Origin of the sequence: Pontimicrobium sp. IMCC45349, assembly GCF_047219225.1 — a bacterium.
GTDB lineage: Bacteria > Bacteroidota > Bacteroidia > Flavobacteriales > Flavobacteriaceae > IMCC45349.
The window spans coordinates 2,154,825-2,181,684 of record NZ_CP178208.1; the positions used below are offsets into that span (position 1 = coordinate 2,154,825).

Annotated in this window: 24 protein-coding genes; 19 read left to right on the forward strand and 5 right to left on the reverse strand. The window is 30.1% G+C overall.

All coding sequences use genetic code 11. The features are described from left to right. The first annotated feature begins 8 nt into the window (after nucleotides 1–8). The 6 genes from ACLII3_RS10055 to ACLII3_RS10080 all read left to right on the forward strand — a co-directional run bounded on the left by ACLII3_RS10055 (nucleotide 9) and on the right by ACLII3_RS10080 (nucleotide 6,033). Nucleotides 9–695, forward strand: a complete 687-nt coding sequence (locus tag ACLII3_RS10055; protein WP_412984098.1) for a cell division protein FtsQ/DivIB — start codon at nucleotides 9–11, stop codon at nucleotides 693–695. A gap of 3 nt (nucleotides 696–698) precedes the next feature. After that, nucleotides 699–2,036 (forward strand): cell division protein FtsA, encoded by a 1,338-nt coding sequence (gene ftsA, locus ACLII3_RS10060; protein WP_412984099.1) that lies wholly within the window; start codon nucleotides 699–701, stop codon nucleotides 2,034–2,036. A 92-nt stretch (nucleotides 2,037–2,128) separates the two neighbouring features. Then, nucleotides 2,129–4,039, forward strand: a complete 1,911-nt coding sequence (ftsZ, locus tag ACLII3_RS10065) for a cell division protein FtsZ (protein ID WP_412984100.1) — start codon at nucleotides 2,129–2,131, stop codon at nucleotides 4,037–4,039. Nucleotides 4,040–4,144: 105 nt separating this feature from the next. Further along, nucleotides 4,145–4,594 carry a GatB/YqeY domain-containing protein gene (locus ACLII3_RS10070; RefSeq protein WP_412984101.1) on the forward strand — a complete coding sequence of 150 codons (450 nt, stop codon included), beginning with the start codon at nucleotides 4,145–4,147 and terminating at the stop codon, nucleotides 4,592–4,594. A gap of 74 nt (nucleotides 4,595–4,668) precedes the next feature. Continuing rightward, the gene (locus tag ACLII3_RS10075; protein ID WP_412984102.1) at nucleotides 4,669–5,526 is read left to right on the forward strand and encodes a zinc-dependent peptidase; all 858 of its coding nucleotides are present in this window, start codon (nucleotides 4,669–4,671) and stop codon (nucleotides 5,524–5,526) included. Nucleotides 5,527–5,613: 87 nt separating this feature from the next. Further along, nucleotides 5,614–6,033 carry a CBS domain-containing protein gene (locus ACLII3_RS10080; RefSeq protein ID WP_412984103.1) on the forward strand — a complete coding sequence of 140 codons (420 nt, stop codon included), beginning with the start codon at nucleotides 5,614–5,616 and terminating at the stop codon, nucleotides 6,031–6,033. A gap of 73 nt (nucleotides 6,034–6,106) precedes the next feature. Here ACLII3_RS10080 and ACLII3_RS10085 read toward each other — a convergent pair whose 3' ends face one another. From ACLII3_RS10085 to ACLII3_RS10105, 5 genes are all read right to left on the reverse strand, one after another. Then, entirely contained in the window at nucleotides 6,107–6,667 is a 561-nt protein-coding gene (locus tag ACLII3_RS10085; RefSeq protein WP_412984104.1) for a hypothetical protein, read from the reverse strand. A gap of 65 nt (nucleotides 6,668–6,732) precedes the next feature. After that, nucleotides 6,733–7,797 (reverse strand): nucleotidyltransferase family protein, encoded by a 1,065-nt coding sequence (locus ACLII3_RS10090; RefSeq protein WP_412984105.1) that lies wholly within the window; start codon nucleotides 7,795–7,797, stop codon nucleotides 6,733–6,735. A gap of 35 nt (nucleotides 7,798–7,832) precedes the next feature. Beyond that, complete coding sequence (locus ACLII3_RS10095) at nucleotides 7,833–8,963, reverse strand: hypothetical protein (protein ID WP_412984106.1); 1,131 nt, start codon at nucleotides 8,961–8,963, stop codon at nucleotides 7,833–7,835. 249 nt (nucleotides 8,964–9,212) lie between these two features. Next, nucleotides 9,213–11,375, reverse strand: coding sequence for a T9SS type A sorting domain-containing protein (locus ACLII3_RS10100; RefSeq protein WP_412984107.1), 2,163 nt, complete (start codon nucleotides 11,373–11,375; stop codon nucleotides 9,213–9,215). A 169-nt stretch (nucleotides 11,376–11,544) separates the two neighbouring features. Beyond that, nucleotides 11,545–14,490 carry a T9SS type A sorting domain-containing protein gene (locus ACLII3_RS10105; RefSeq protein WP_412984108.1) on the reverse strand — a complete coding sequence of 982 codons (2,946 nt, stop codon included), beginning with the start codon at nucleotides 14,488–14,490 and terminating at the stop codon, nucleotides 11,545–11,547. Between the two features lie 188 nt (nucleotides 14,491–14,678). On the opposite strand from ACLII3_RS10105, the gene ACLII3_RS10110 reads away from it, so the two are divergent. The 13 genes from ACLII3_RS10110 to ACLII3_RS10170 all read left to right on the forward strand — a co-directional run bounded on the left by ACLII3_RS10110 (nucleotide 14,679) and on the right by ACLII3_RS10170 (nucleotide 26,860). Next, nucleotides 14,679–15,140, forward strand: coding sequence for a DUF2061 domain-containing protein (locus ACLII3_RS10110; RefSeq protein WP_412984109.1), 462 nt, complete (start codon nucleotides 14,679–14,681; stop codon nucleotides 15,138–15,140). A gap of 181 nt (nucleotides 15,141–15,321) precedes the next feature. Next, nucleotides 15,322–15,975, forward strand: a complete 654-nt coding sequence (locus tag ACLII3_RS10115; protein WP_412984110.1) for a sulfotransferase family 2 domain-containing protein — start codon at nucleotides 15,322–15,324, stop codon at nucleotides 15,973–15,975. A 6-nt stretch (nucleotides 15,976–15,981) separates the two neighbouring features. Continuing rightward, nucleotides 15,982–17,397, forward strand: coding sequence for a lipopolysaccharide biosynthesis protein (locus ACLII3_RS10120; protein WP_412984111.1), 1,416 nt, complete (start codon nucleotides 15,982–15,984; stop codon nucleotides 17,395–17,397). Between the two features lie 45 nt (nucleotides 17,398–17,442). Next, a complete protein-coding gene (locus ACLII3_RS10125) occupies nucleotides 17,443–18,156 on the forward strand; it encodes an acyltransferase (protein WP_412984112.1) in 714 nt (237 codons plus the stop codon). Further along, a complete protein-coding gene (locus ACLII3_RS10130; protein WP_412984113.1) occupies nucleotides 18,153–19,244 on the forward strand; it encodes a glycosyltransferase family 4 protein in 1,092 nt (363 codons plus the stop codon). Before ACLII3_RS10125 ends, ACLII3_RS10130 begins: the two co-directional genes overlap by 4 nt. Nucleotide 19,245: 1 nt before the next feature. Further along, entirely contained in the window at nucleotides 19,246–20,397 is a 1,152-nt protein-coding gene (locus ACLII3_RS10135) for a glycosyltransferase (RefSeq protein WP_412984114.1), read from the forward strand. Between the two features lie 292 nt (nucleotides 20,398–20,689). After that, the gene (locus tag ACLII3_RS10140) at nucleotides 20,690–21,670 is read left to right on the forward strand and encodes a hypothetical protein (RefSeq protein ID WP_412984115.1); all 981 of its coding nucleotides are present in this window, start codon (nucleotides 20,690–20,692) and stop codon (nucleotides 21,668–21,670) included. Beyond that, nucleotides 21,667–22,605: a polysaccharide deacetylase family protein gene (locus ACLII3_RS10145; protein ID WP_412984116.1), complete on the forward strand. Its 939-nt coding sequence runs from the start codon at nucleotides 21,667–21,669 to the stop codon at nucleotides 22,603–22,605. The genes ACLII3_RS10140 and ACLII3_RS10145 overlap by 4 nt, the downstream gene beginning before the upstream one ends. Then, complete coding sequence (locus ACLII3_RS10150; RefSeq protein ID WP_412984117.1) at nucleotides 22,596–23,039, forward strand: serine O-acetyltransferase; 444 nt, start codon at nucleotides 22,596–22,598, stop codon at nucleotides 23,037–23,039. Before ACLII3_RS10145 ends, ACLII3_RS10150 begins: the two co-directional genes overlap by 10 nt. Further along, the gene (locus tag ACLII3_RS10155; RefSeq protein ID WP_412984118.1) at nucleotides 23,036–23,659 is read left to right on the forward strand and encodes a hypothetical protein; all 624 of its coding nucleotides are present in this window, start codon (nucleotides 23,036–23,038) and stop codon (nucleotides 23,657–23,659) included. Before ACLII3_RS10150 ends, ACLII3_RS10155 begins: the two co-directional genes overlap by 4 nt. After that, nucleotides 23,656–24,636: a hypothetical protein gene (locus ACLII3_RS10160; protein ID WP_412984119.1), complete on the forward strand. Its 981-nt coding sequence runs from the start codon at nucleotides 23,656–23,658 to the stop codon at nucleotides 24,634–24,636. The genes ACLII3_RS10155 and ACLII3_RS10160 overlap by 4 nt, the downstream gene beginning before the upstream one ends. Further along, nucleotides 24,637–25,677 (forward strand): glycosyltransferase family 4 protein, encoded by a 1,041-nt coding sequence (locus ACLII3_RS10165; RefSeq protein WP_412984120.1) that lies wholly within the window; start codon nucleotides 24,637–24,639, stop codon nucleotides 25,675–25,677. It abuts the gene before it with no gap. Next, a complete protein-coding gene (locus tag ACLII3_RS10170; RefSeq protein ID WP_412984121.1) occupies nucleotides 25,670–26,860 on the forward strand; it encodes a delta-aminolevulinic acid dehydratase in 1,191 nt (396 codons plus the stop codon). Before ACLII3_RS10165 ends, ACLII3_RS10170 begins: the two co-directional genes overlap by 8 nt.

Below are 26,860 nucleotides of genomic sequence, written 5' to 3' on the forward strand. Positions count from 1 at the left end.
AAGCCTTGTTGTTACTAGTTTTAGTAGTGTTTTTGTATGCGTTTTCTTCACAAAGAAACGGTACAAGACAAGTAGCTGATCCTTCAGTTAACTTTTTAGGGGATGAAAACCTATATATCACGCATGAAACGGTTAATAAATTGTTAATACAAAATAGCAATGAGGCTACGAATGTGCGCAAAGATATTTTAGATTTGAATGGCTTAGAATCTGCCCTAAAATCTAATGCCATGATAAAAACAGCAGAAGTGTATCTTACTGTGAATGGTGAGGTTAGGGCTGATGTTGTGCAACGAAAGCCAATAGCAAGAGTAAACACAAATGCATCCTACTATGTAGATGATGAAGGTTTATTTATGCCTTTGTCTTTAAATCATTCAGCTCGTGTGCCATTGGTTAGAGGTTTTGTTGTTAAAAATGAGCTTGAAAATGTTTATAAAATAGCAAGTAAAATTTATAACGATGCGTTTTTAAAAAAGCATGTAGTTGAGATATATCAACATGAAGATCAAACAATAACACTAAAACTAAGAGTTTTAGATTTTCAAGTGTACTTAGGAGACCTAAGTCATTTAGATAAAAAAATAAACAACCTAAAAGCCTTTTATCAAAAAGCAAAAAAAGATAAAGCGCTTAATGATTATAGTAAAGTGAATTTGCAATTTGAAAATCAGGTTGTATGCACTAAAAAGTAAATTATGGAGACTAATAATATTTCAGTTGGCTTAGATATAGGAACCACAAAAATTGTGGCTATGGTTGGTCGTAAAAATGATTACGGAAAGCTAGAAATCCTTGGTATTGGAAAATCTAAGAGTTTAGGAGTGCATAGAGGTGTAGTAAATAATATTACGCAAACAATTCAGTCTATTCAACAAGCTGTTCAGGAAGCCGAAGCTGCTTCAGGTTATAAAATTGAAGAAGTTACGGTTGGAATTGCTGGACAACATATTAGAAGTCTACAGCATAGCGATTATATAACTAGAGCAAATTCTGAATTGGTTATCGATGAAGATGATATCGATAGGTTAATTAATCAAGTGCATAAGTTAGTTATGCTTCCAGGAGAAGAAATTATACATGTATTACCTCAAGAATACAAAGTAGATGGACAAGCAGAGGTAAAGGAACCTGTTGGAATGTATGGTGGACGATTAGAAGCTAACTTTCATGTTGTTGTTGGACAAGTGTCTTCTATTAGAAATATTGGAAGATGTGTTAAAAGTGCTGGCTTAGGATTGGAAGGTATAACCTTAGAGCCATTAGCATCTGCTAATGCAGTATTGAGTCAAGAGGAAAAAGAAGCAGGAGTAGCTTTAATTGATATTGGAGGTGGAACAACAGATTTAGCTGTGTTTAAAGATGGAATTATTCGTCATACGGCAGTAATTCCTTTTGGAGGAAATGTAATCACAGAAGATATAAAAGAGGGTTGTTCAATTATTGAAAAGCAAGCCGAATTATTAAAAATAAAGTTTGGTTCTGCGTGGCCAGGTGAAAATAAGGATAACGAAATAGTATCAATTCCTGGATTAAGAGGAAGAGAACCTAAAGAAATTACACTTAAAAACCTATCTAAAATAATTCATGCGCGAGTTGTAGAAATTATTGAACAGGTGTATGTGGAAATAAAAAACTACGGACACGACGAGCAAAAGAAAAAACTAATTGGTGGTATAGTTTTAACAGGTGGTGGTAGCCAATTAAAACATTTAAAACAGTTAGTAGAATATATCACAGGAATGGATACCAGAATAGGATATCCTAATGAGCATTTAGCTGGTGATAGTGATGATGATGTAACAAGTCCATTATTTGCTACAGCAGTAGGGTTGGTAATGGATGGGTTAAAGCGTCAAGACAAAAAACGTGTTGAAGCTGTTGAAGAAGAAGTAGTTGAAGAACAGGTTGTAGAAGAGGATGAGACAACTATAAGTGAAGCTCAAGAAGTAGAGCAACAACCAAGAAAAGAAAGAAAATCATTTTTAGATAAGCTAACAGAACGAGTAAAAGATTTTTTAGATAATGCAGAATAAAAATTCTAGTATTTATTGTAAATAGATTAATAGACCATTGAATAAAACTAACAGGTTTTATAAAGAAAAATTAAACCAGTAAAACTAATTATATGAGTAACAGCAACGATTTTGGTATTACATTCGATTTACCAAAAAACAAATCTAACGTCATCAAGGTGATTGGTGTAGGAGGAGGAGGTAGCAACGCAATAAACCACATGTTCCAACAAGGAATTAAAGGCGTTGACTTTGTAATTTGTAACACAGACTCTCAGGCATTAAATAATAGTGGAGTGCCAAATAAAATCCAATTAGGGGTTAACCTTACTGAAGGGTTAGGTGCAGGTGCTAATCCAGATATTGGAGAACAAGCTGCAGTAGAAAGTTTAGAAGACATTCGTACTATGCTAGATACAAATACCAAAATGGTATTTATAACTGCTGGAATGGGTGGTGGAACAGGAACTGGAGCAGCTCCTATTATAGCTAAAATGGCTAAAGAGCTTGATATTCTTACGGTAGGTATTGTAACAATGCCTTTTCAGTTTGAAGGAAAAATAAGAAACGCACAAGCGCAAAAAGGAATTGAAAAATTGCGTTCTGTTGTAGATTCTTTAGTTGTTATTAATAATAACAAGTTACGTGAGGTTTATGGTAACTTAGGTTTTAAAGCTGGTTTCTCAAAGGCAGATGAAGTATTATCTACTGCAGCTCGTGGTATTGCAGAAGTAATTACACATCACTATACACAAAACATCGATTTACGTGATGCTAAAACAGTATTAAGTAATAGTGGTACAGCTATTATGGGGTCGTCTATAGCTTCTGGTCAAAACAGAGCTCAAGATGCTATTATGAAAGCTTTAGATTCACCGCTGCTTAACGATAATAAAATTACAGGAGCTAAAAACGTATTGTTGCTGATCGTTTCTGGTTCACAAGAAATCACTATAGATGAAATTGGAGAAATCAATGATCATATTCAATCACAAGCTGGTTATGGAGCGAATATTATCATGGGTGTTGGTGAAGATGAAGCACTTGATGAGGCTATTGCAGTAACGATTATAGCAACGGGTTTTAATGTAGATCAACAAAATGATATTACTAATACAGAAGCTAAAAAAGTAGTGCATGCTTTAGAAGATGAGCAAATAATGGAGCAGGATTTATCTGATAAAGATCCAGCTATCATTACGCCTGATATTATTCTTGAACAGAAGGAGGAAAAAATTGTACATACATTAGAAGAAGAGGTTGAAGAGACAACGCAATTACCGCAAATGGATTTAATTCCAACAACAGATGTTATTAAAGATATTAATGTTGTTTACGATGAAGTGCTTCTAAATGTTACAGAAGAAGATTTCATTATTAATGAAGTAGAGCCAACCAATACAAAAGCTGTTGAAGATGTAGTTGAAGAGCAAACTGTATTGTCATTTGATTTGCCTTTAACAACAACACCTGAGCCTAAAATTGAAGAGCCAGAAGAAGTAGAAAAGGTAATATTCTCTTTAGATGATGATATAAAAGATGTTCAAGTAAATGACTATGTAGAGTTAATCACTGTTACTGAGGCTAATGAAGAAGGAGAAACGAGATACACTTTAGATGACCATATTATATTAGAGCAAACTAATGAAAAGTATGTAGCTAAAAAAGATACTCAAGTTCAAGTTGAAGAAGATATTGTTTTTGAAAAGAAAATTGTTGAAGAACATGTAGCTGAAGAAAAAGTTGTAGAAGAGTTAGATCCAATGAATAGTCCAATTTCAGACTTATTAAAAGAAAGAGCTGATGAAAGACGACGTAAAATGAAGGATTTTAATTATAAATTCAACAACTCAAAAATTGATGATATAGAAAAGGAACCAGCATATAAAAGACAAGGAGTTAACCTTGACGATGTGCAACATTCCTCAGAGAATAATGCGTCACGAATGTCTATTGGTTTAGATGATAATGACGATATCCAATTGCGAAGTAATAATTCATTTTTACACGATAATGTAGATTAATAGCAAGTCAACTTTTTAGTGTCGAAACTTCGTTATAACCCGAAAATATACCCTCATATTTTCGGGTTTTCTTTTCGTATCTTCGTACCAACAAAATTTTATACAATGAGTTTACAAAAAGATATAATGACTGCTATGAAAGCAGCTATGAAATCTAAAGATCAAGTGGCATTAACAGCCTTAAGAGCTGTGAAATCAGCAATTTTATTAGCGCAAACCGAATCTGGAGCTAAAGCTGAATTAACTGAAGAACAAGAATTAAAAATACTTCAAAAGTTGGTAAAGCAACGTAAGGATAGTGCTGCTATTTTTGAAGAACAAGATAGAAAAGACTTGGCTGAGCCAGAATTAGCTGAAGCTGAAGTGATAGGTCAATTTCTACCAGAAGCATTAAGTGAGGAAGAAATAGAAAAGGTAGTTGTAATGACTATAGAAAGTGTTGGAGCTTCGGGAATGAAAGATATGGGACGTGTTATGGGATTAGTGAGTAAAGAGCTTACTGGAAAAGCAGATGGGAAAACCATTTCTACTATTGTAAGAGCAAAACTAGCTTAATATCAAGTCTGTTAATAATAATTAAAAGAGCAAGCTTAATAGCTTGCTTTTTTTATATTTATAAAATGATATTGATGCTCCAAGATATACCAGAAGAAACAGTAATGAACCCAATATTACGTTTATTTTTTCTTTTTCTTTTTTTTGGAGGAATGGCAGCTGTGGTATTAAGTAGATTTTATGTGTTTTTTGAACAAGTATATGCTTCAAAATATAAAAAGCCTTTTTTTTTGCACAAAAAAATAACCTATAGGCAATTATCTAAACTTGAGTTAGCTGTACTAGAATCACAATTTTCGTTTTATAATAAGTTAACTGCTAAAGAAAAAAAGCGTTTTCAGCATAGAGTAAGTGTGTTTATTAATAATAAACAATTTGTAGGTAGGCAAGACTTAGAGTTAACAACCGATATGTACGTGCTTATTTCAGCAACAGCAGTGATGCTTACTTTTGGTTTTAGAAAATACTTAATAGATTTAATAGATGTTATAATTGTTTACCCTGAAGCGTTTTATTCAACTACTAACGAAACACATCATAAAGGTGAATTTAATCCAAAATTAAAGTCGCTGGTAATATCATGGCAACATTTTAAAGAAGGTTATGATATTGAAAATGACAACTTAAATCTTGGTGTTCATGAGTTTGCTCATGCGATCCATTTAAGTAGTTTTAATAATGAAGATATTAGTGCAATTATATTTAATGAATCTTTTCAAGAGTTAACCAGTTATTTGTCTAAAAATGAATCGTTGCGTTTAAGGCTTATTGAATCAAAATATTTTAGAGAATATGCCTATACAAATCAGTACGAGTTTATTGCTGTAATTATTGAAAATTTTATTGAAACACCTAAGCAATTTAAAGCTCAATTTCCACAGTTATATCTTAAAACAAAACAGATGCTTAATTTTAATTTTGCAGGATATTAGTGTAGATATTAAGGTTACATGACTTTTATCATAATTTATGATAGTGTTCTTTACTATTTTTAATAAAGAATTTTAAAGCAAGTAAAGATGAAAGCTCATACACCAATTTCCGAAATAATGACTCGAGAGGTAATTACTTTGTCTAAGTCTGATAGTCTTGAGCATGCCGAACATTTATTCAAATCAAAAAATATTAGACATATTCCTGTTGTTGAAAATCAACAAATAATAGGAATGTTAAGTTATACAGATTTATTACGAATAAGTTTTGCTGATGCAGTAGACGAAGACGAACATTCAGTAGATACCATAGTTTATAATATGTTTACCATAGAGCAAGTTATGGCTAAAAACTTAGTTAGTGCACCTTCTTCAGCTTCTATTAAACAGGTGGCAGAAGTATTAACAAAAAGAGAATTTCATGCTATTCCAGTAGTTGATGATAATAAATTAGTTGGAATAGTTACGACAACTGATTTGATAAATTATTTATTGGATCAATTTTAGTAAGTAGTGTTTGAAAAAGGCTCCTAAGAAATTAGGAGCCTTTTTTTATAATTTAATTATTTAATCTAAGAGATTAAAAACGGTACATCAATTCAAAAAAGTGTTGGAAGTGATTGTTGTCGTAAATATAGTCCTTAGTATTTAATGCGAACTTAGCAAGACTTTGGTATCTAATTCCAATTTCCTCACTAAACCAGTAAGTAATACCACCACCAGCATTTAAAGATGTGTTTAAGTCTTCAATTTGAAATACACCAATACCTCCATTTAAAAAGATGTCTAGTTTTTCAGAGTTAATTAAGTGTTCTCCTACGTAATATTTGAAGTTTGTGTTTGTAGCAAAGTAGCTATGGTCTTTACTAAGAACAGCACCATCAATAAAAGAGTTTTGAGTAAACTTGTTAAAACTAACAGATTGCTCTACACCAAAAAGCTTATTCCATTTAACTTGGAAACCTAAAGCAATAGGGTTTTCGAATGCCCAATCATCAAATTTTTCAAATGGGGAACGAGTACCTAAGTTACTAACGGCATTCACACCTAAACTAATGCTGTATTGATCGTCTCTTGTGTTTTGGCTATTAGCAGAAAAATAAAAGCTTACGCAAATAATAAGTAAAAGTATTTTTTTCATTGTTTGGGATTTTAAAGGGTAAATATAGTAATTATGAGGGTTAATAAAAGGCTAAAATACATTTTTCATCGATAAAATGGTAAAATTTTCTTAAAAATGATGTTTGTAAGTCGTTTCCTGTCTTTTATAGCAGCTTTTCTGTAAGATGAATTAGTAGTGAAAATCAGTAATCTATGTAAAATAGTAAAACAAAAATTTCTTGTTTTATGCCATATATGTGATATTTTATGTAATAAAGTATATTGTTGTTTTAATTTGTAGCTATAGCTGAGAAATCTTTGATGCTTTGATGTTTTAAACTTTCTAAAGGCTTTAAAGTATATACTAGCTTTAGCTAAATAGCTTTTCTGATACTTTGATAAGTTTAGTGGGGCATTTAATCTATTTGTTATTAATAAGGTGTCATAAATGCTTCTAAAGTTTATAGTGTTAAGCATATAGCCTTGATCATTTATTTCCGAGTTTAAGATAGAATGATGAAATAAGTCTTTGTAGCATAAAATAAAAGAATCGTTAACTTTTAGTTTGCTTTTTAAAGCAATTATTGGGTTTAAATACTCTTTGACTTCTTTACTTAAAATTTTCCTATGAATTTCAACAGCGCAAATATAAGTGTCGTGCTTTAGTCTAGGTAAATGTTTATGTTCAAAAAAATCATCACCAAAAGTGCTTTCAATAGGTATATAAGCTTCTTTTTTTAACAGTGAATAGGCTGTTTCTAAATGTTCTGGATGCACTAAAATATCTATATCTCCAATCATTCTTGTGCCTATATCCTTATAAAAGTTAGCATATAATAAGGCTGAACCTTTTAAAAGAGCATAATTGATCCTGTGTTCGTTAAATAAAGTTATTATATGTCTTAACTGTAATAGTATAGAAGTATTTCTATTTCTATTTATAATGGTTAATTCTTCTAAGTAGTTTTGTAACTCAAGAGGTAAATAGGATAACAAGTTTTTTGAAGAAAGTCTGCAGTAAATTGCAGGTAATGTTAAGTGTTTGCTGCCATTAATAACTAAATCATCCAAATCATTATTACTACTAAGCTTGTTTTGAAGCCTATCTTGATTATCTTCAAAACTTAATATGTCTGCTATTAATTGTAATGTGTTATGGGTATTAGCCATTTTTTAATATTGAATGGTGAAGTTACAATAATTGTTTAACTGTTAAATAATGAAGAAAATTCTTTTAGAGCAAAATCAGTATCACTATAACTTAAATTATAAAAAGTAATTTGACTTATCCAATCCAAAAGTTGTTTAGCATGGTTTTTATCAGGTGATAACCATGATTCTGGTATTAGTGTATTTAAGGCATCTTCTGGGTTGCAAATGCTTAATGAGTTTTTATTGTTTTTGTTGTAATCAATACACACAATTTTAGTGCAAGCGTAACCTTTGTTGAAGTTTTGTTTGTTGTTTGGTTTTAAAAACTTTACTTGACCTTTTTTGGGGCCAAAGAAATATTCTTTTTCAGTTTTAAAATTAGGGTTGTAGGTTTCAATAGTGTTAAAAGCACCTTCTTTTATAGATATGGCAGCTGGATAAGAATAAATTTTCTTATCATCTCTTAAAGGTGTTAAATCGTCGGCAACCAGATTAAAACCATTTAGTGTTAGCAAAGCTGTAAAAGTACTTTTGCCTTTACCAGAATTACCTATTAACATGATGGCTTCCTTTCCATTTGTAACAGTAGAGGCATGAAACGTACTAAGCCAATTCTGTTCAGTGTTTTTGTACAGAGCACATAGTAGTTGCATTGCTAGTTTTCCTTGTAAAAGGTGATAATCCTTTTTAGGATACGCATTAATGAATTCGTCATTATTGAATAAGCACAAATGAGAATCAATTAGTAAAATGCCAAAAGTGTGTTGAGGTGTTTTTAAGTTTGAAGCTGTTGACAAATAAGCTAATTGAGGATGAATAATACTTTTTATAACTGATGAGCCATAGTTGATTTTAAAAGTAACACCATTGATGTTATAAAGGTGCGAAATGTCTACTTCTATTGTTTTGTGTTTGCTTGTAGGTGATTCTTCTTTTTGTATTGTATTACAGCGTTCTAAAAAGTTATAAATTTCATCGTAGTAAGTTTCAATTTGAGATTCTAGAATACCCTCAATTGATTTTGTTGAGGCCAAGAAATCAGCTTTATCTTTAGCAAGTAAAAAAAAATGTAGTAATTGATTCAAAAAAGAATCAATTACTACATAAGAGTTTGAGTTTTCAAACCATAATAGGAAACTATTTCCAACACCTTTTGTGTATGTTGGAGTCCAATTGGTTTTCATAAACTTATATTTTATTCAAAAGGATTACCTCCAGCATCTGGTGGAGATTTCGCTTGAGCTTTTTGAGGGTTTAAAATAAGGAAAGTTCCAGCAGCTGTTAATGCCGCATATTTCCCCATTTTTTTTAGGGCCTCTTTACGAGTGATTTGGTCTTTGTTTAAATTTTTTTTCATGGGAGAATTAAATTTGATTCCAAAAATAACATTTTTTTTTAATTATAAAAGGGAGTTAACAATCTAATAATATTGGTTACTCAACAATAATTTTTTGTGTTTTGTTTATTCCATTACTAGTAATTTGAGCAATGTAAATACCAGAGCTTAAATTAGATATGTTTATAGCGTTTGTATTGTTGTTAGAATCTAATAATTTAGTCATAACTATTCTTCCTTGAACATCAAATAAAGAAAAGTTAGTATTATCTAATAATTGCCCTTTTATAATAATGTTATTAGAGTTGTTAGGTGTATAAATAGTAATATTGTTTAATGTACTTTCACTATTAGATAATGTGTCAGCATTAAAATGAATATATAATTGTCCAGTTTCATTTAATGTATTAGATGGTGTAAATGTATAATCTTCATTGTTAAGTAAAGTCCATGTATTGTTTATAGTATCTTCTAAGTAAATGTTTATTGTGTTAGGAATAGTGTTATTGCCTAATCCAATAGTTACTTGCTCACCAGCATTAGCTTTAATACCAAGAGGAACAACTACATCATTAAAGTCGTTATAAGGTAAAGCTTGAATTGCCATATTAACACCATTGTTGTTTTCTACTAGAGCTGTGAAGATATTAGCATTATTATTAAATGCAGCAGCATCATATCCAGCATCTAGACCACGAGTTTGTCCATCAATAAAATAGATGTCAGTGTTGAACAAGTTTGCTTCTTTAGTAAGCTCTAAACTAGTTAAAGCAAAGTTAGGATTCATAACATCACCTCCAATAAAGTCGTCACTAGAGCCAGTATTTCTCATAGTAGTAGTAAAGTCAATAGAACCACCACCAGTTTTAGAAGCTACAAAAAATCCTTGACCAGGAGCTATTAGACTACCAGGGTTAGCTAATTCGTAAGCAGCATTCCAAATATGCCAACCATCACTAGCATCACCGTCATAACCATATACTGCAACAGCAGAAGGGTCAAGCTCACTAGTGTTTTCAGTTAAAAACTCGTTAAGAGAAAGGTAAGAAGGGTAAGGGTTACCAACAAGGTTCCAAGCTTCATAACCATTTCCAGAGTGAGAAATAGGTACATTAACACTAGCTGTATTAACAGTTCCATTAAAAGTAAGTGTGCTGCCAGTAATAGTTCCAGCTCTATATCCAGTACCAGGATTTATAGTTGTAGTGTTATTTACAGTTACATCGTAATTTACATAATCAGCAGTAGGAGCAGTTTTGTCAAAAGGAGCAAATGCTCTTAAGTCACCAGATGCAGCAAGAACACCATTGTTAGCTGTTGCAAAGGCACCAAATTGTTGATCAGCTACAGGAGGAGAAACAAGGTCGTTTGTACCTGTTGGTCCAACTTGAGCTGTAAAACGCTCGTAATTTATATTACCAGATGCTATACCGTTTATAATTAAACTTGAAAACTCGTTAGAATCTGATTCTAACGTAAGTGTACCATTATTAGTTAGGTTGTTAGAAATAATTAAGCTATTGCCTTTTTTTATAGTTACGATGCCTCCCGCATCAACCGTTAACGATTTAATCGTAATATCATTTGAGTTTATTTCCAGAGTGGCACCATTCATGACAGTAATGTCACTATTGATAAGACTCCCATTTAATACTAATACACCAGATTCTAAATTTGTATTTCCACTATATACATTATTGGAATTAAATTCTAATAATGAGTTTTGTTTTAATACAATACCTCCAGTACCAGATATAATACCATCAACAGTTAATTGATTTGAATTATTGCCATATATGTCTAAATAGTTACCGTTATTATCAATATTGCTAGTAATAGTTAAGTTTCCATTAATAGGATTAATTTCCATTGGATTATATCCAATTTTTATAGGGAAAGCAATAGTATGGTTTGTAGATGAATAATTTTCAATTTTAGGATTATTCCCTCCATAATCATAGAATGTGTTTTCTACAATTCCATTTATAATTCTTGAATTTCCTGCGTCATGGAACTCTATTCTAAATCTATTAGTTGAAGGTAAGTCATTAGTCATAATACTACCTACTGTACCATCTAAATATAATACTTCTGCTCCACCAGGTAAATTAGGTGAACCATTCCACCAATTATTTGAATTGTTCCATTGACCAGAAGCTGAGGATGCTTGGTCATTTCTCCAATAATAGGTTGTTTGTGCTGATGTGCTTAAAGTAAAAAAGTATAAGATAAAAAGTAGCGCAAGGTATTTTTGTTTCATAACAGTTGATTAGTTTTTTTTGACTCACTATCAAATATATATAAATGAACTTTTAAGTATTTTACGCAAACGTTTTCGTGTTGATAAGTTTTTAAATTTGAGGTAAATAAAAAGCGTAACACTTTTTGGGTGTTACGCTTTTAAAAAAAACGATTAATTAAAATTGAGTTTACTCAACAATAATTTTTTGTGTTTTGTTTATTCCATTACTAGTAATTTGAGCAATATAAATACCAGAGCTTAAATTAGAGGTGTTTATAACGTTTGTATTGTTGTTAGAATCTAATAATTTAGTCATAACTATTCTTCCTTGAACATCAAATAAAGAAAAGTTAGTATTATCTAATAATTGCCCTTTTACAATAATGGTATTAGAGTTGTTAGGTGCATAAATAGTAATATTGTTTAATGTACTTTCACTATTGGATAATGTGTCAGCATTAAAATGTACATATAGTTGTCCAGTTTCATTTAATGTATTAGAAGGTGTAAAAGTATAATCGCCATCGTTTAGTAACGTCCAAGTATTATTCCCAGTATCTTCTAAGTAAATGTTTATTGTGTTAGGAACAGTATTATTACCTAACCCAATTGTTACTTGCTCACCAGCATTAGCTTTAATACCAAGCGGAACAACTACATCGTTAAAATCGTTATATGGTAAAGCTTGAATTGCCATATTAACACCGTTGTTGTCTTCTACTAGAGCTGTGAATATGTTAGCATTATTGTTAAATGAAGCAGCGTCATATCCAGCATCTAGACCACGAGTTTGCCCATCAATAAAGTAGATGTCAGTATTAAAAGTGTTTGCGTCTTTAGTAAGCTCTAAGCTAGCTAAAGCAAAGTTAGGGTTCATGACATCACCTCCAATAAAGTCGTCACTAGATCCAGTACTTCTCATGGTAGTAGTAAAATCAATAGAACCACCACCAGTTTTAGAAGCTACAAAAAATCCTTGACCAGGAGCAATCAAGCTACCAGGATTAGCTAATTCGTAAGCAGCATTCCAAATATGCCAACCATTACTAGCATCACCATCGTAACCATATACTGCAACAGCAGAAGGATCAAGCTCACTTGTGTTTTCAGTTAAAAAGTCATCAAGAGAAATATAAGAAGGGTAAGGGTTACCTATAAGGTTCCAAGCTTCATAACCATTTCCAGAGTGAGAAATAGGTACATTAATACTAGCTGTATTAACAGTTCCATTAAAAGTAAGTGTACTACCAGTATTAGTTCCTGCTCTGTATCCAGTACCAGGATTTATAGGAGTAGTGTTATTTACAGTTACATCGTAATTTACATAATCAGCAGTAGGAGCAGTTTTGTCAAAAGGTGCAAAAGCCCTTAAGTCACTAGACTCAGCAAGAACACCAGTATTAGCTGTTGCAAAAGCACCAAATTGTTGGCCAGCTACAGGAGGAGAAACAAGATCGTTTGTACCTGTTGGTCCAACTTGAGCTGTAAAACGCTCGTAATTTATATTACCAGATGCTATACCATTTACAATTAAACTTGAAAATTCGTTAGAATCAGATTCTAATGATACAGTACCTAGGTTTATTAAGTTGTTTGTAAGTGTTAGGTTTCCTGTTTTTTCTATGGTAACAGTAGCTCCATTTAGTATATAAAGAGAGTTAAGTTCAATATCAGAATTAATGATGTAATTTCCATCTCTAATCAACCCATTAGTTGAGCTCGTTGAATTGCTTGGTACAGTAGGTGTCCATGATGCTGCCGAGTAAGTAGAGCCATTAAAAATACCTGTTAGTTTGATATTATCAAATCCAGAATATCCAGTATTTCCGTTATTTCTAATTTCAATATTTAAGCTAATTGTATTGACAGTGTTAGGAATGTTTAAAGAAACAGAACCTTCATTTGTTTGAGCATCTACTCCTCCGTTTAAAAGATATACTTCTCCTTGTCCAATACCATCATAAAAAACTTCATAACGAGCATCGTCATTATTTGCGTTATAACCAACAACATCCCAGTCAAATGATAAAGTGACAAAGTCAAAATTACTTATATCAATAGTTTCAAATGAAACGGTAGCAAAACCTGTAGTTCCATTCCCTTCGTCATCTAAATCATTTTCGCCTAATATATTTCCTTGCATATTACTATTGTTTATAGGTGATGCAGAAGAAATATCAATAATACCATAATAACCATCAGTTCCCCAGTTATTATCAAAAAATGAAATGTCATTATTATAACCCCATTCTGGTGTTGTACTGTCAAAATCTTGAAGAGCAATAGTTATAGAAGGATCAGGGTCGTTATTAGTGATTGTTAAATCAAAATTATTATTAGTGCCTACAGCTGCATTATTTCCACCTGAAACATTTTGAATGCTAAAGGTTATAGTCTCGTCAGTTTCAAAATTTACATCATCGGTTATAGTTATTACAACAGTTTGATTAGTGTTGTCGTTAGCTGGAAATGTCACTAGTTGAGTTGTATAGTTATCTACATCACTAGCATCTCCAGAAGTAATAACTACATTACAAGTTGTTGCGTTTGCAGCATCTTCATTTGTAATAGTTAGCTCTAGATTATATGTGCCATCTCCTTCAGATACTGTAGCTGATGTTGAAGAAAATTCAATCTCAGTATCTGTTGTTACAGCTCCAGAAGCAGTTAAAACCAAATTTTGCATTCTTACACCTCTACCTGAGCTACCATTATTAGATATTCTTAATACTACTTGATTTGAAACACTGTTTAAGGTAATTGTACCAATATTTGAGTAAGAAGTAGTAGTGGTGTTTGAAATTTCTGTTTGAGTGAAATTTGAGCCACCATCATATGAAATTTCTATTTTTGCTTGTCTATGAGTCCCACTTCCAAATGATCTTATGTCCATAGTGAATTCAGCATTGGTGTAAGAAGAAAGGTCATATGCTGAGGTTGTTATTATATCACTAGGGCTACCAGCGTCAACTAACCAATAAGTACCTTTGTCAATTGGTTCAGAAGTAATATTGTTGGTGAAAGCCCATCCTGTTGGAGCAGAACCACCTCCAGTTTCATTGAAAATTTCTGTTTGCCCAAAGCCAAAATTAACCGTAAATATGGTTAACATTAAAATGTAAAATTGTTTCATAAAAAAATATAATTGTATAAATGTAATTTTAAAAATTGCGAACTCAAATATAGTAAAACTAAGCAAGTTAAATCTTTCTATACTTTAAGAAATTATTAATATTACAAGGCTTACTTTTTTATCGATAAAGTGTTAAAAAATGAGGATTAAAGTTAGCTCTTTTGGTTTTTTATTGGTTTATTTGTCACGTGAATCTACAAAAAGAACAACCATATAAAACCGAATCGAAACTAAGAAGTCTTATAAAAAGCTTTACATGGCGCATTGTAGCAATTATTGATACTGTATTGGTGGTTATGGCTGTAACTTGTTATAGCGATAATTGTAGTTTAGAAGAAGCGTTTGCAATTGGGTTATTTGAATTTGGGTTTAAATTTGTGGTATATTATTTACACGAAAGAGTGTGGCAGAGAATTGATATGTCACATCGTACAGCAAAAGTAAGAACTTTGTATAAAACTATATCTTGGCGTGTAGTTGCCACTATAATGACATTTATAATTGCTGGGGCAATTCTTGATAATGCAAATGATTTAGCACTTACTATAGCTTTAATAGAGATAATTACTAAAACAGTGTTTTATTATATTCATGAAAGAATGTGGTTAGTATTGCCTTTAGGACGAATACGTAAATTTATTAAAAAATAAGAGGTGAATTTTTAATATGAAAAATGTTATAAGAAAAATAATTAAGCCAAGATTTAGTATTACAAGAACTCGTTTTCTGATAAATAATCCGGATAATACTTTTTTTTGGGGGCTAAATTATAAATATAGAAGATATTTGTACGTTCTAGTACATCCTTTTAGGTATATGTTGTTAAATAAAATGAAGGAAAAGGAGGTTTTAAATGAAAACACACTTTCTCTCAAGCCTTTTAAAGAAACTAACAGTATTTTCATTAGAATTCCAAAATCTGCGGGTCGATCTTTATCTAAAACTATATATGGATGTTTGGTAGGAAGTCATACTAAGTTAAGAGATTATCAGCTTATTTTTTCAGAAAGTGAACTTGAAAAAGCTTTTAAGTTTACAATTGTTCGAAACCCTTGGGATAGGTTGGTGTCTGCATATTTTTTTTTAAAAGAAGGAGGTGTCTGTAATCAAGATAAAATGTTTGCAGATAAATACTTGTCTAATGTAAATGATTTTGAAGACTTTGTAGTGAACTATTTACGTAAGGAAGAGGTTATCTCGTTTACTCATTTTATACCACAATTTGATTTTTTGTTAGTTCAAGAAAAACTTGATATTGATTTTATAGGTTATTTTGAAAATCTTGAAGAAGATTATAATCATATTAAAAGTAAATTTGGAATTGATGAAGACGTTTTATTAATGAAAAAAAATATTACTAAATCTAGAAAAATAAAATCTTATCATGAGTATTATAATGAAAAAACTAAAAAAATAGTTGCAGAGATTTATGCTAAGGATATAGAATTATTTGGATATGATTTTGATAACATATTAGTTAAATAATTTATTGTGAATTATTACAGTTGGAGTGCAATAAATAAGTTTGGAGTACAGATTATTGGTTTTGTAGCAAATGTTTTGATTGCTAGAGAATTAACACCTGATGATTATGGGCTCATTGCTATGTTAGCTATATTTATTGGTATTGCATGGAATTTTACTGAATCAGGATTTGCTGATTGGTTAATAAGAGATGCTAATGCTGATAAAAAAGATTTTTCAACCATTTTTGTTCATAATGTAGTATTTGGAATTCTATTTTATTTTATTCTTTATTGTGTAGCTCCTTTGATTTCAAATTTCTATCAAAAACCTGAACTTGTTGAAATAACAAGAATATTAGGACTTAGTATTATTTTTAAATCTATTTCTATAACTGAGTTTACAAGAATGCGTAAAGAGTTACTGTTTAAAAATATTGCTGTTATCCAAATTACAAGTAATTTATTAGCCTTTTTTATTGCTTATTATTTAGCAATCTCAGGTTGGGGATATTGGGCATTAGTTGTTCAGGCTATTTCAATAGGTTTTTTTAGTTTATTGATGATTGTTGTTTTAAATAAGTGGAAACCAGTTTTTTATTTTAGTTGGTCTAGATATAAGGTAATGAGGAAATTTGGTAATAATATGCTTATATCTTATTTTACTAATCAATTAGGAGATAATTTATATTCAGTGTTTATAGGGAAGTTCCATAGTTCGGCAACTTTAGGTTACTATAATCAAGGGGTTAAAATTAATAAGGTTGGTTTTAATAGTGTTAATTCTATTGTCCTAACTACATCATATTCATTACTATCCAAAGAGACTGACTTAGTGAAGCGAAAAAAGATGTATATAAATATTATGAATCACTTTTTGTTTATTCACTTTTTTATGACCTTTTCTATAATTGGAAGCGCATATTTGATTTTAGAATTATTATTTGGTAATCAATGGTTGCCAACAGCACCTTTATTACAGCTATTATTAGTTTCTTTTTTGTTTCAGCCATTAATTAGTTTAAATGCTAATATAGTTAAAGTTGAAAATAAGCCTCAGATATATAGGAACTTAACTTTTTTAAGAAACGGTTTAATTTTATTAGCATTATTTATTACTTATAAATATTCAATTGTTACAATTATTTTAGGGCAGGTAGTAGCAAGGTATATATCTGCATTTTTTTATATAGTAACTTGTGGTAAATACATATCTTTTTTTCCATATGAGCAATTGAAAATAATTTTTTCACAAATAATAGCACCGCTTTTATCTTTTGCTTTAGCTTATTCAATTTATGAATCTTTTACAAGCTTTCTTTTATTAAGATTAATGGTTTTTATAGTTGTATTTTTACTAGTTTTTATAATAGTTAATGTTTTAATTAAAAACACTTCATTCACTTTTTATCTAAATAAATTAAGAGTAGTTTTGAAATTATGATGAAAAGATCATTTCGTGTTAGAGATGATAATAACCAAGCAGAAAATGAAAAGAAGAATCAAAAATAAAATCACTAATCTTCAGTTAAGATGGGCAAAATCATCTCCTAAGAGATTTGTTAAATTTTTAAGAAAAAAGGGGGTTAAGATAGGGGATAATTTATGGATAACGCCAGATGTTAAAACACTTTCAATTGATACTACAAGGCCTTCTTTATTAGAAATAGGAAGTAATGTTAGATTAAATAAAAATTTAACTATTTTAACTCATGATGGTGGGTTTTATGTATTATTAAATAAATATAAAGAGTTTATTCCTCAATCAGGTAAAGTTAAAATAGGTAATAACGTTTATTTTGGAAGAAACTGTTCTGTGTTCAAAAATGTAACTATAGGAGATAATTGTATTATAGGTTTTGGTTCGGTAGTTACTAAAGACATTCCGCCTAATTCTGTTGCTGTTGGAGCGCCTGCTAAAGTGGTGTCTACTCTAGAAGATTATTATTTAAAAAGAAAAGAGTTAAGCATTGATGAGGCTTTAAAATATGCAAAGAGTATTGAAACTAGATTTAATAGAAGACCAAGAATTGAAGAGTTTTGGGAAGAGTTTCCTTTGTTTTTGAAAGGAGATGATTTAATAGATGGATTGCCAATAAAAAAGCAGATGGGAGATGCGTATGAGTTTTATAAAGAGAATAATCAGCCTGTTTTTGATGGCTTTGATGATTTCTTGAAAAAAGCAGGAGTTACCACTAAATGAAAAAAATAGTTGTTTTACATACTGCATATTGGCAACAAGCTATGGGTGGAGCTGAGCTACAAATATTATACTTAATTGAAGAGTTATTAACTCAAAATTATAGAGTGTACTATATATATGAAGACAAAAAAATACCATTTGAAAACAAACATAATATTGAGCTAATACCTTTAACTTCAAAGTTACGCTCTAAGAGATTTGGAGATAGGTGGATATATTTTAAAAAAGAAATATTTAGAAATTTAAATAGAATTAAACCAGACGGTATTTATACAAGAACATATTCCTCTTGGAGTGGTTTTGCAACACAGTATGCTTTAAAAAATAAGATTCCACACGTTTGGGCTGTGGCTTCTGATAATGATATTCCTAAGTCTATAGAAAAAGTATCATTGTTGAGACCTAGAGATATTATAGCAAAGCAATTAATGAATTTAACAATAAATAATTGTACAGAAATAGTTGTGCAAAATTTAGAGCAACAATCATTATTAAAGCGTTATTATAATAGGGAGGGAATATTAATTACTCAATCCTCGGAGGTAGAAAATGAAAATGTAATTAAGAAATCTGAAGATTTAATTAATGTAGTTTGGATAGCAAATTTAAAGCATATAAAACAACCTGAAGTTTTTTTAAGCTTGGTTGAAAATTTTGCTAATGATAAAAGAGTAAAATTTACAATGATTGGTAGATCATCTAGTACTTATTTAGAAGATATTGAAAAGTTAAGAGAAATATCAAATTTTGAGTATTTAGGTGAATTGACTAATTCAGAAGTAAATGCTATTTTATGTAAATCAAATGTTTTAGTTAATACAAGTCTCGCAGAAGGTTTTTCAAATACATTTGTTCAAGCTTGGTTAAGAAAAGTTGTTGTTATTTCTATGAATTCTAATCCAGATAATATATTGATAAAGCATAATGTTGGGTTTGTCGAAAGTCATTTAAATAGTATTGTGACTAGGTTAGAGTTTTTAATAAATAATAAATCTATTTTAAATGAAATGTCTGTTGCTGCTCAAGCTTATGCATTAGAACATCATGATATTTCTAAAAATTTACAAAGAATAACTAAGTTGTTTTAGAATGAAAATACATTGGTTTGAGAAAAAACAATTAGATAGGGTTACTAACTATTCAACAGAAATAGAGCCTTTGAAATTAGCTAATAAAATGGGAGTACCATTTTGGTATTACTGTACTTATGCCAAGAGAAAAGAAACCTATGGATTAGATAATAACATTAAATATTTAGGTGTTTCATCAAATAAAATAATTAAATATATAAGCTTTAGATTGTTAGTTGTTCTAAAGGCGATGCAAATTGCCTTTTCGAATAATAATCGTATAGTAGTTAACCAAGATTTGATATTAGATGTTTTACCTTCATTGTTTTTATCTCGTTTATTAAATAAAAACAATAAATATATTGTAGATATAAGAACTACACCTACTATTATTGAGAGCTTTGACACAGATATGAAAGCACTGCATCATAAGTTTAAGTTTGCAATTAAATTTTTTGATGGATTTAGCTTTATTACACCTTTTATGGAAAAAACTATAATGGAACCTTATAGTTTAAAAAAACAATTTAAAACAGTTAATTGGAGTTCTGGAGTGAATTTAAATGTTTTTAACGCGAAAAAAGTTGTAAATACTGCAAAAGACGATGCACCTTTTAGGGTTTTTTATCATGGTGGTATTTCAGAGTCTAGAGGTAACTTATTGTTAATAAAAGCTTGTGAAAATTTAGTTTTAAAAGGTTACAAAATTGTTTTGCATCAAGTAGGTATTTGTGTTGATCAATCTATTAAGGATTATATTAGCAATAATAATTTATCAGATTGGTGTATATTAACTCCTCCAGTAAAGTTAGATGAGGTGCCTCAGTTAATACAAGACTCTGATTTGCCAATTTTACCATTCCCAAATTTTTTAGCTTGGAGAGTGTCAAGTCCAATAAAGTTAATGGAGTATTTAGCTATGGGAAAAAAGGTTTTAGCTCCAGACTATGAGGCTTTTACAGATGTTTTTGATGGTTTTGAAGATAAAGTGTTTTATTTTAATTCAAAGGCGAATAATCAAATTGCAGAAATGGAAAAAGCAATTATTAATATTGTGGAGAATAAACTCGTTGCAGACTATTCTCAATTGGGTCAAATAGAATTTGTCAAAAATAATTTTACATGGGAAAAACAATCTAAAAAACTCATAGATTTTTGCCTTTCAATTTAATATGTATAAACTAAAATTCAATCTTATTATTTTTTCAATTCTTCTTGTTTACACTCAGGGATTATGGGAGAGGTTGTTTATTGTTGATAATGTTATTAAGTATTTTATCGATTTTGTTTTATTGTTGGCTGTGTTTTTTAAGTTTAAATATTCATTTAAGGTACCTGGAAGTAAAGCATTTTTATGGTTTCTTTTCATTTCAATGTTTGTTGTAATAGGTAATTCATCGTCATTCGTAGATATGTTTCTTTATATAAGATATATAGTTTTTTCGTATCTTATTTTTAATCAAATGTATAATTCGAGACTTACTAACAAACAGTTCGCTATACTTTTAAAAACAATTTATTTTTGCATAGTAATTCAAGGTATTGCTGCAGCATTTAATCTTTTTGTTTTAGGTATAAGAGTTGAAGGTTATGTAGGTATAATGAGCAGTCTTGGAGGTACTACTGCTACGTCTTTTCCTGTGTTAATTGTAGCTATTTCTACTTTATTCTTTTTATATAATAAATCACTTAATAAGAAGCAACTCATATCATTAGTTTTGTTTTTAATGTCAGCTGTTTTAGTAGCATTTTCAAGTGGGAAAAGAGGTGTTTATATTCTTGTGCCATTAATTGTCTTAATTACAGTTTTTTTAGCCAGAAAAAGATTAAAGCGTAAAAAAGTAAGACAGTTAGTTTTAGTAAGCATTCTGATGTTGCCAGTATTTTTTTATGGTGTGATTAACTCTAAGGGTTTTAGTTATAACTTAACGGGTAATGAAAGTTATTCTGAAATCGTAGCTAAAATGAATGATTATTCAAAAGAGTATGAATCTGCAACTGATGTAAGAGGTAGCTCTATTGGACGTACTAACACAACTATTAATGCACTAGAGGCTTCATTTGTTGACGCGGGAAGTGTTATTGTAGGTTATGGTTTTGGTAAAATTAAGGATAAGTTTTTTTTAAGTTCAATTAGTATTTTTTATGGTATAGTAGGGTTTTCTAATACACTAATATCAGGAGGATGGATATTTAGTTTTGTGTTTTGTTGGCTAATGCTTGTTACAATCTTAAAAACAAAAACTAAAAAAGATCCAATTTCATATTCTTTCTTTAAAGTAATTGCAATTATATTTTTAATAATTCATTTTGTTTATTCATCTGATTTTATCGTTTCTTTAAAGTTAACATTTATCATAATGCCACTATTGGCGATATTTAAAAGTCCAAAATATTTGGATTATAAGTATCAACTGTATAAATCATTAAATATTATTTCATGAAAAAATTAGCTAGTCATATAATCAAAGAATTGATTGGTTTTGGTTTTAGAATATTTGGTGTTTTTTATTTAATTAAACAGTTTAGTAAGAAAAACAAACTTTATTATGTGTTTAATTATCATAACTTTTCCAAGTATAATAATTATAAGTTAAAGCGCGGGAATATTCTAGAAACAGGTTATGAGGAAAGTTTTGAAAAACAAATAAAGTTTTTTAATAAACATTTTAAATTTTCATATCCAAGTGAGTTTTTCAAATCTACTGCTAAAGAATGTTCAGTCTTGGTAACTTTCGATGATGGTTATAAAGATAATTATAATATTGCATTACCTATACTTAAAAAGTATGATGCTAAAGCATTTTTTTTCATTGTAACATCACTAACAGGTACTAGAGATATGTTGATGCATGATAAAATTAGACTATTAGTTCAGTTAAACAAAGTAGATAAATCATTTGAGTCTATTCCAAGATATTTATATAAAGGAACTAAAAATTATGATAAGGATTCTATTGATTATATAAGTAAGGTTTATGATGAAATTAATCTCGATGAAGTTAGGATGATGAATAATGAAGATTTGGAGGGGATTGTAAATAATGGTTTTAAGCTTGGTAATCATACACATAACCATCAAGGATTATCCTTTTTAACAGAATCGGAGCAATTAAGTGAGATGGAAAAATGTGACACTATTTTAAGAGAAATCACAAATGTAAATACAATTGCTTACCCTAATGGGTTATATAATTCTGAAACAATTGCCTTATGTAAAACACTCAATTATGACTATGGGTTTACAATACTACCTGGAGTAAATGATAAAGGTACGAACCACTTAGAACTCAAAAGAATTGGAGTGAATGCATCTGATAGTTTAAACGTAATAGTATTTAAAATCATAATGAATTATTTTGGTGTATCATGGATTTAATTTTTTTATATAGAATTGCACATAAATGTTATTCTTACAAGTTAGTTTTGATTTCTAGACTAATTGAAGTGTTAATATTTTTAATTTATAATTCTAGAGTGCCATCATCTGTTTTGATAGGGAAGGGAACAAAATTTGCTTATTGGGGTATAGGATGTGTATTGCATAAAAATACAATAATGGGTGAAAACTGTTTAATAGGTCAAGGTATAACAATTGGAGGTAGAGGAAAGAGAATGGGAGTTCCTAAAATAGGAAGTAATGTTTTTATTGGTGCTGGAGCAAGAATTTTAGGACCAATAACAATCGGAGACAATGTTATAATTGCTCCTAATGCAGTAGTGATTAAAGATGTAAATGCAAATTCTGTTGTTGGTGGTGTCCCTGCTAAGATTATCAAAGAAGATGTAGATAATATTCAAGATTTATTATGAGTAAAATCTTATCATTATTTAAACAATATGGTTTAGGCGCGATATCTAGAATTGTGAAATCGATTTTTAGGCGTCTTGGTTTTATGTATGAAGTACTATTGTATTTTGAAAAAGAACTTGATTCAGAAGATATACAAAATAGGTTGGCTAATTATGATTATTCTGATGTACAGTCATTAACACTAAAAGATTTTGATTGTTGCGACTATCTAGATGATAATAAAAAAACACTTTATAAAGAACGTTTTGAGAGTGGTGATTATGATGTTTACGGAATTTTTAAAGATGAAATATTAGTGTATTATAGTTGGATATCTTATAAATATATAGGTTTACCATTTGGTTTTAATGAGAAAATACCTTTGCTAGAAAGTGAAGCCTTATTAGAAGATTCGTTTTGTGATCCTAGATATAGAGGAAAAGGTTATCATGGGAAAGTAAATATATTAAGGTTAAAAACTATTTTAGATAAAGGAAAAAATAAAGCAGTAGTGACTGTTCTTAAAGGAAATACACCTGCTATAAAAGTCCAATTAAAATCGGGTTTTACGATTTCTAAAAATATTATATTATCCAAAATGTTCTCCAAGATGAATATAAAACATTATAAAAAAGCATGATTGAAATAACAGATCATAGTAACTTCTTTAAGTTACAACAACAAATGCAGTATGTGCCTTTTACTCAGTCCGAAGCATGGTGTAATATGATAGTTGGTAAAGAAACTAAGGTACGTTTTTTTGTTAATTCAACAGAAGAGCCTTTAATAGCGGCATGGGGAGTAGAAAGTAAAATTCCATTTTTTAACAAAACCATCATTAGAATCAATGGAGAAGCATATAATAAAATCAACGATGAAAAAATAATCAAAGAGTTTTATCAGGATATACAATCGAGTTTTGAAGCTGTTGAAATAGATTCTAATAATAAGTATAATATAGATTTCGAAATAGGTATAAGACGTGCTGGATTTAAAAGACCTATTGGCACCTTCTCTTGTCCACTTACTTTAGAAAACAATCTAAGAGATGAACAACAAAATAGAAGTAGAAGTTGGAAAAGAAATGTTAAGGTAGCTGAGAAATCTGGTTTGATTTTTCAAGAAATTACTCAACCAAGTGTCAGTCAAATTAAAGAGTTTGTGACGTTATTTAGTGAGATGGCAAAGACAAAAAACATGACTCATGTTGTTGGGTTTTCAGAAATAGAAGTCTTGTTGAGCGATAGTAGTGTTAAGCTATATGTCGTTTCTACTCCAGATAATGAAACATTAGCATTTAGGATAGTGCAAGTGCACAAGGCATATGCTTATGATATTTTTGCGTCTAATAGTGATAAAAGTAGAGAGTACCGAGGCGCAACATACTTTATGGTTGAATATATTTTTAAAAGTTTAAAGCAAGAAGGTATAGATTATTTTGATTTTGGGCGTATACCGCCAAGTAACCATAGCACAGACAAGGTATATGAGTTTAAAATTGGAGCAAGAGGTAATAAAGTCCAGTATAATGGAGAATGGGTTAGCTATAAATCTTTTAAAATTGAACTTTTGGTATTCCTTTATAAATATTTTAAGTTAAAAAAGCAACGTTATTAAATGAAAGTACTCATTAATATACCTCATTTATCACTATCTGGAGGAGTGGGTAATCATTATAAAGGATTACGCCCATTTTGGTCAATGAAGGTTAGTTATAACGAAGTAGGCAGGCGGTTTGGCTTACCTGGATTCATGTTATTGCCTTACGATTATATAAAGTTTATGGTATTATGTGTATTTGGAGGTTATGATGTAATAGTGTTAAACCCTTCTCTTGGTAAAACAGCTTTAAAAAGAGATGGATTGTTTTTAAGAGTTGCTAAGGTTTTTGGTAAATCAGTTCAAGTGTTTTTTCACGGTTGGTCTCCAGATATGGTTACAGTGATTAGTGCAAATTCATCTAATTTTATTAAAACATATAATAAAGCAAATGGTTTTTTTGTTTTAGCAGAATCTTTTAGGCAAGATTTAAGACAATGGGGAATTACAAAACCTATTCAACTTACTACGACAAAGGTTGAAGATAGTCTTTTGGAAGGCTTTAGTGTTAAAAATAGTAATACTCATGTAAATATTTTGTTTTTAACTCGTGTAGAAGAATATAAAGGAGTTTTTATAGCATTAGAAGCGTATAGTTTGCTTAAACAACAATGTGCAAATGTAACCTTAACTATAGCAGGAGATGGTTCAAAATTACAAGAGGTTAAAGAAACAGTATTAAATAAAAATATATCTGATGTTGAGTTTTTAGGGCATGTGTCTAATGAAAAATTGAAAAGAGCATTTAATAATGCTGATATATATGTTTTACCTTCGTATAGCGAAGGTATGCCAACATCAGTTTTAGAAGCAATGGCATTTGGCTTGCCAATTGTTTCTAGACCCGTAGGAGGTTTAGTTGACTTTTTTGAAAATGATAAAATGGGTCATCTTATTGAAAGTTTAGATCCCAATGATTTTTATAAAATAATTTTGAACTTAGTTCAAGATGATAATAAACGTCATAGAATAAGTGAATATAATCATAAATACGCAACTCAAAATTTTCTAGCAAGTAAAGTAGTTGTGCAATTAGAGAATATAATAAGTAATGTCTAAAATTATAACATCTTTTTTAGAGTTAAAAAGTTATTGCGAATCCCAAAACTACAAAGGTTGGGATCCTTATGATGGTTTAAATTCTAAAGTATTTAACTCACTACCATTAAAACACTGGGATTTAGCGCGATTAGCTTGGATTCAAGGGTTTAAGCGAAGTCCTATCAATTTTAGAAAGCTATTGTTGGTGCCAAAACAATACAATGCAAAGGGAATAGGCTTATTTTTATCAGGTTATTGTAATCTATACAAGATTGCAGAAAATGGAAACAATAGCTTTGGATCAAAAGAGGAGTTATTTGCTAAGATAGTTGAAATGTCAAATTTGCTTATAAAACTCCAAACCAAAGGTTATTCTGGTGCGTGTTGGGGATATAATTTTGATTGGCAGGCAAGACGTTTATTTTTGTTTCCAAAGTATACACCTACAGTAGTGGCGACTACATTTTGTGCTTCAGCTTTGTTTGAAGCTTATGAGATTACAAAAAATAAAGAGTACCTAGAAGTAGCATTGTCATCTGCTAAATTTGTTGTCAATGACTTATCTAGAACGCCTCATAATAATGGTTTTCTGTTTTCATACAGTCCTTTAAACGGAAATAATACGGTATATAATGCTTCGCTTTTAGGAGCAAAGTTGCTAAGTATAGTATATAAATATACAAAAAACAATACTTATAAAGAATTGGCTTATAAAGCAATTTTAGCAGCGTGTGAAGGACAAGAAAAAGACGGTTCTTGGATATATGGATTATTGCCTGTACAATCATGGAAAGATAGTTTTCATACAGGCTACAATTTAGATGCCATTCAATATTATCAAGATAATACAGGGGATAAAACTTTTACAGAAAATATAAAAAAAGGGTTTCAATATTATATAGATAATTTTTTTGAGAATGATGGTACACCAAAATATTATCACAATAAAACCTACCCAATAGATATACATTGTCCAGGGCAATTAGCTGTTACCTTAGCAACTTGTAATGAATTTAAAAATCATAGTAAACTAGCCGATAAAGTAATGTTATGGACTATTCATAACATGCAAAACAAAAAAGGTTATTTCTATTACCAACTGAAGCAAGGGGTTAGCTCAAAAATTTCATATATGCGATGGTCAAATGCTTTTATGTTTAATGCTTTGAGTAATTATTTATTGCAAAAAGAAGTGAATTAA

Bases quoted from the DNA above. Each gene is read 5' to 3' on its own strand.
- ftsA (WP_412984099.1), top strand. From the start codon at position 699: ATGGAGACTAATAATATTTCAGTTGGCTTAGATATAGGAACCACAAAA.
- ftsZ (WP_412984100.1), top strand. From the start codon at position 2,129: ATGAGTAACAGCAACGATTTTGGTATTACATTCGATTTACCAAAAAAC.
- ACLII3_RS10070 (WP_412984101.1), top strand. From the start codon at position 4,145: ATGAGTTTACAAAAAGATATAATGACTGCTATGAAAGCAGCTATGAAA.
- ACLII3_RS10075 (WP_412984102.1), top strand. From the start codon at position 4,669: ATGCTCCAAGATATACCAGAAGAAACAGTAATGAACCCAATATTACGT.
- ACLII3_RS10080 (WP_412984103.1), top strand. From the start codon at position 5,614: ATGAAAGCTCATACACCAATTTCCGAAATAATGACTCGAGAGGTAATT.
- ACLII3_RS10085 (WP_412984104.1), bottom strand. From the start codon at position 6,667: ATGAAAAAAATACTTTTACTTATTATTTGCGTAAGCTTTTATTTTTCT.
- ACLII3_RS10090 (WP_412984105.1), bottom strand. From the start codon at position 7,797: ATGGCTAATACCCATAACACATTACAATTAATAGCAGACATATTAAGT.
- ACLII3_RS10095 (WP_412984106.1), bottom strand. From the start codon at position 8,963: ATGAAAACCAATTGGACTCCAACATACACAAAAGGTGTTGGAAATAGT.
- ACLII3_RS10100 (WP_412984107.1), bottom strand. From the start codon at position 11,375: ATGAAACAAAAATACCTTGCGCTACTTTTTATCTTATACTTTTTTACT.
- ACLII3_RS10105 (WP_412984108.1), bottom strand. From the start codon at position 14,490: ATGAAACAATTTTACATTTTAATGTTAACCATATTTACGGTTAATTTT.
- ACLII3_RS10115 (WP_412984110.1), top strand. From the start codon at position 15,322: ATGAAGGAAAAGGAGGTTTTAAATGAAAACACACTTTCTCTCAAGCCT.
- ACLII3_RS10125 (WP_412984112.1), top strand. From the start codon at position 17,443: ATGAAAAGAAGAATCAAAAATAAAATCACTAATCTTCAGTTAAGATGG.
- ACLII3_RS10130 (WP_412984113.1), top strand. From the start codon at position 18,153: ATGAAAAAAATAGTTGTTTTACATACTGCATATTGGCAACAAGCTATG.
- ACLII3_RS10135 (WP_412984114.1), top strand. From the start codon at position 19,246: ATGAAAATACATTGGTTTGAGAAAAAACAATTAGATAGGGTTACTAAC.
- ACLII3_RS10140 (WP_412984115.1), top strand. From the start codon at position 20,690: ATGTATAATTCGAGACTTACTAACAAACAGTTCGCTATACTTTTAAAA.
- ACLII3_RS10145 (WP_412984116.1), top strand. From the start codon at position 21,667: ATGAAAAAATTAGCTAGTCATATAATCAAAGAATTGATTGGTTTTGGT.
- ACLII3_RS10150 (WP_412984117.1), top strand. From the start codon at position 22,596: ATGGATTTAATTTTTTTATATAGAATTGCACATAAATGTTATTCTTAC.
- ACLII3_RS10155 (WP_412984118.1), top strand. From the start codon at position 23,036: ATGAGTAAAATCTTATCATTATTTAAACAATATGGTTTAGGCGCGATA.
- ACLII3_RS10160 (WP_412984119.1), top strand. From the start codon at position 23,656: ATGATTGAAATAACAGATCATAGTAACTTCTTTAAGTTACAACAACAA.
- ACLII3_RS10165 (WP_412984120.1), top strand. From the start codon at position 24,637: ATGAAAGTACTCATTAATATACCTCATTTATCACTATCTGGAGGAGTG.
- ACLII3_RS10170 (WP_412984121.1), top strand. From the start codon at position 25,670: ATGTCTAAAATTATAACATCTTTTTTAGAGTTAAAAAGTTATTGCGAA.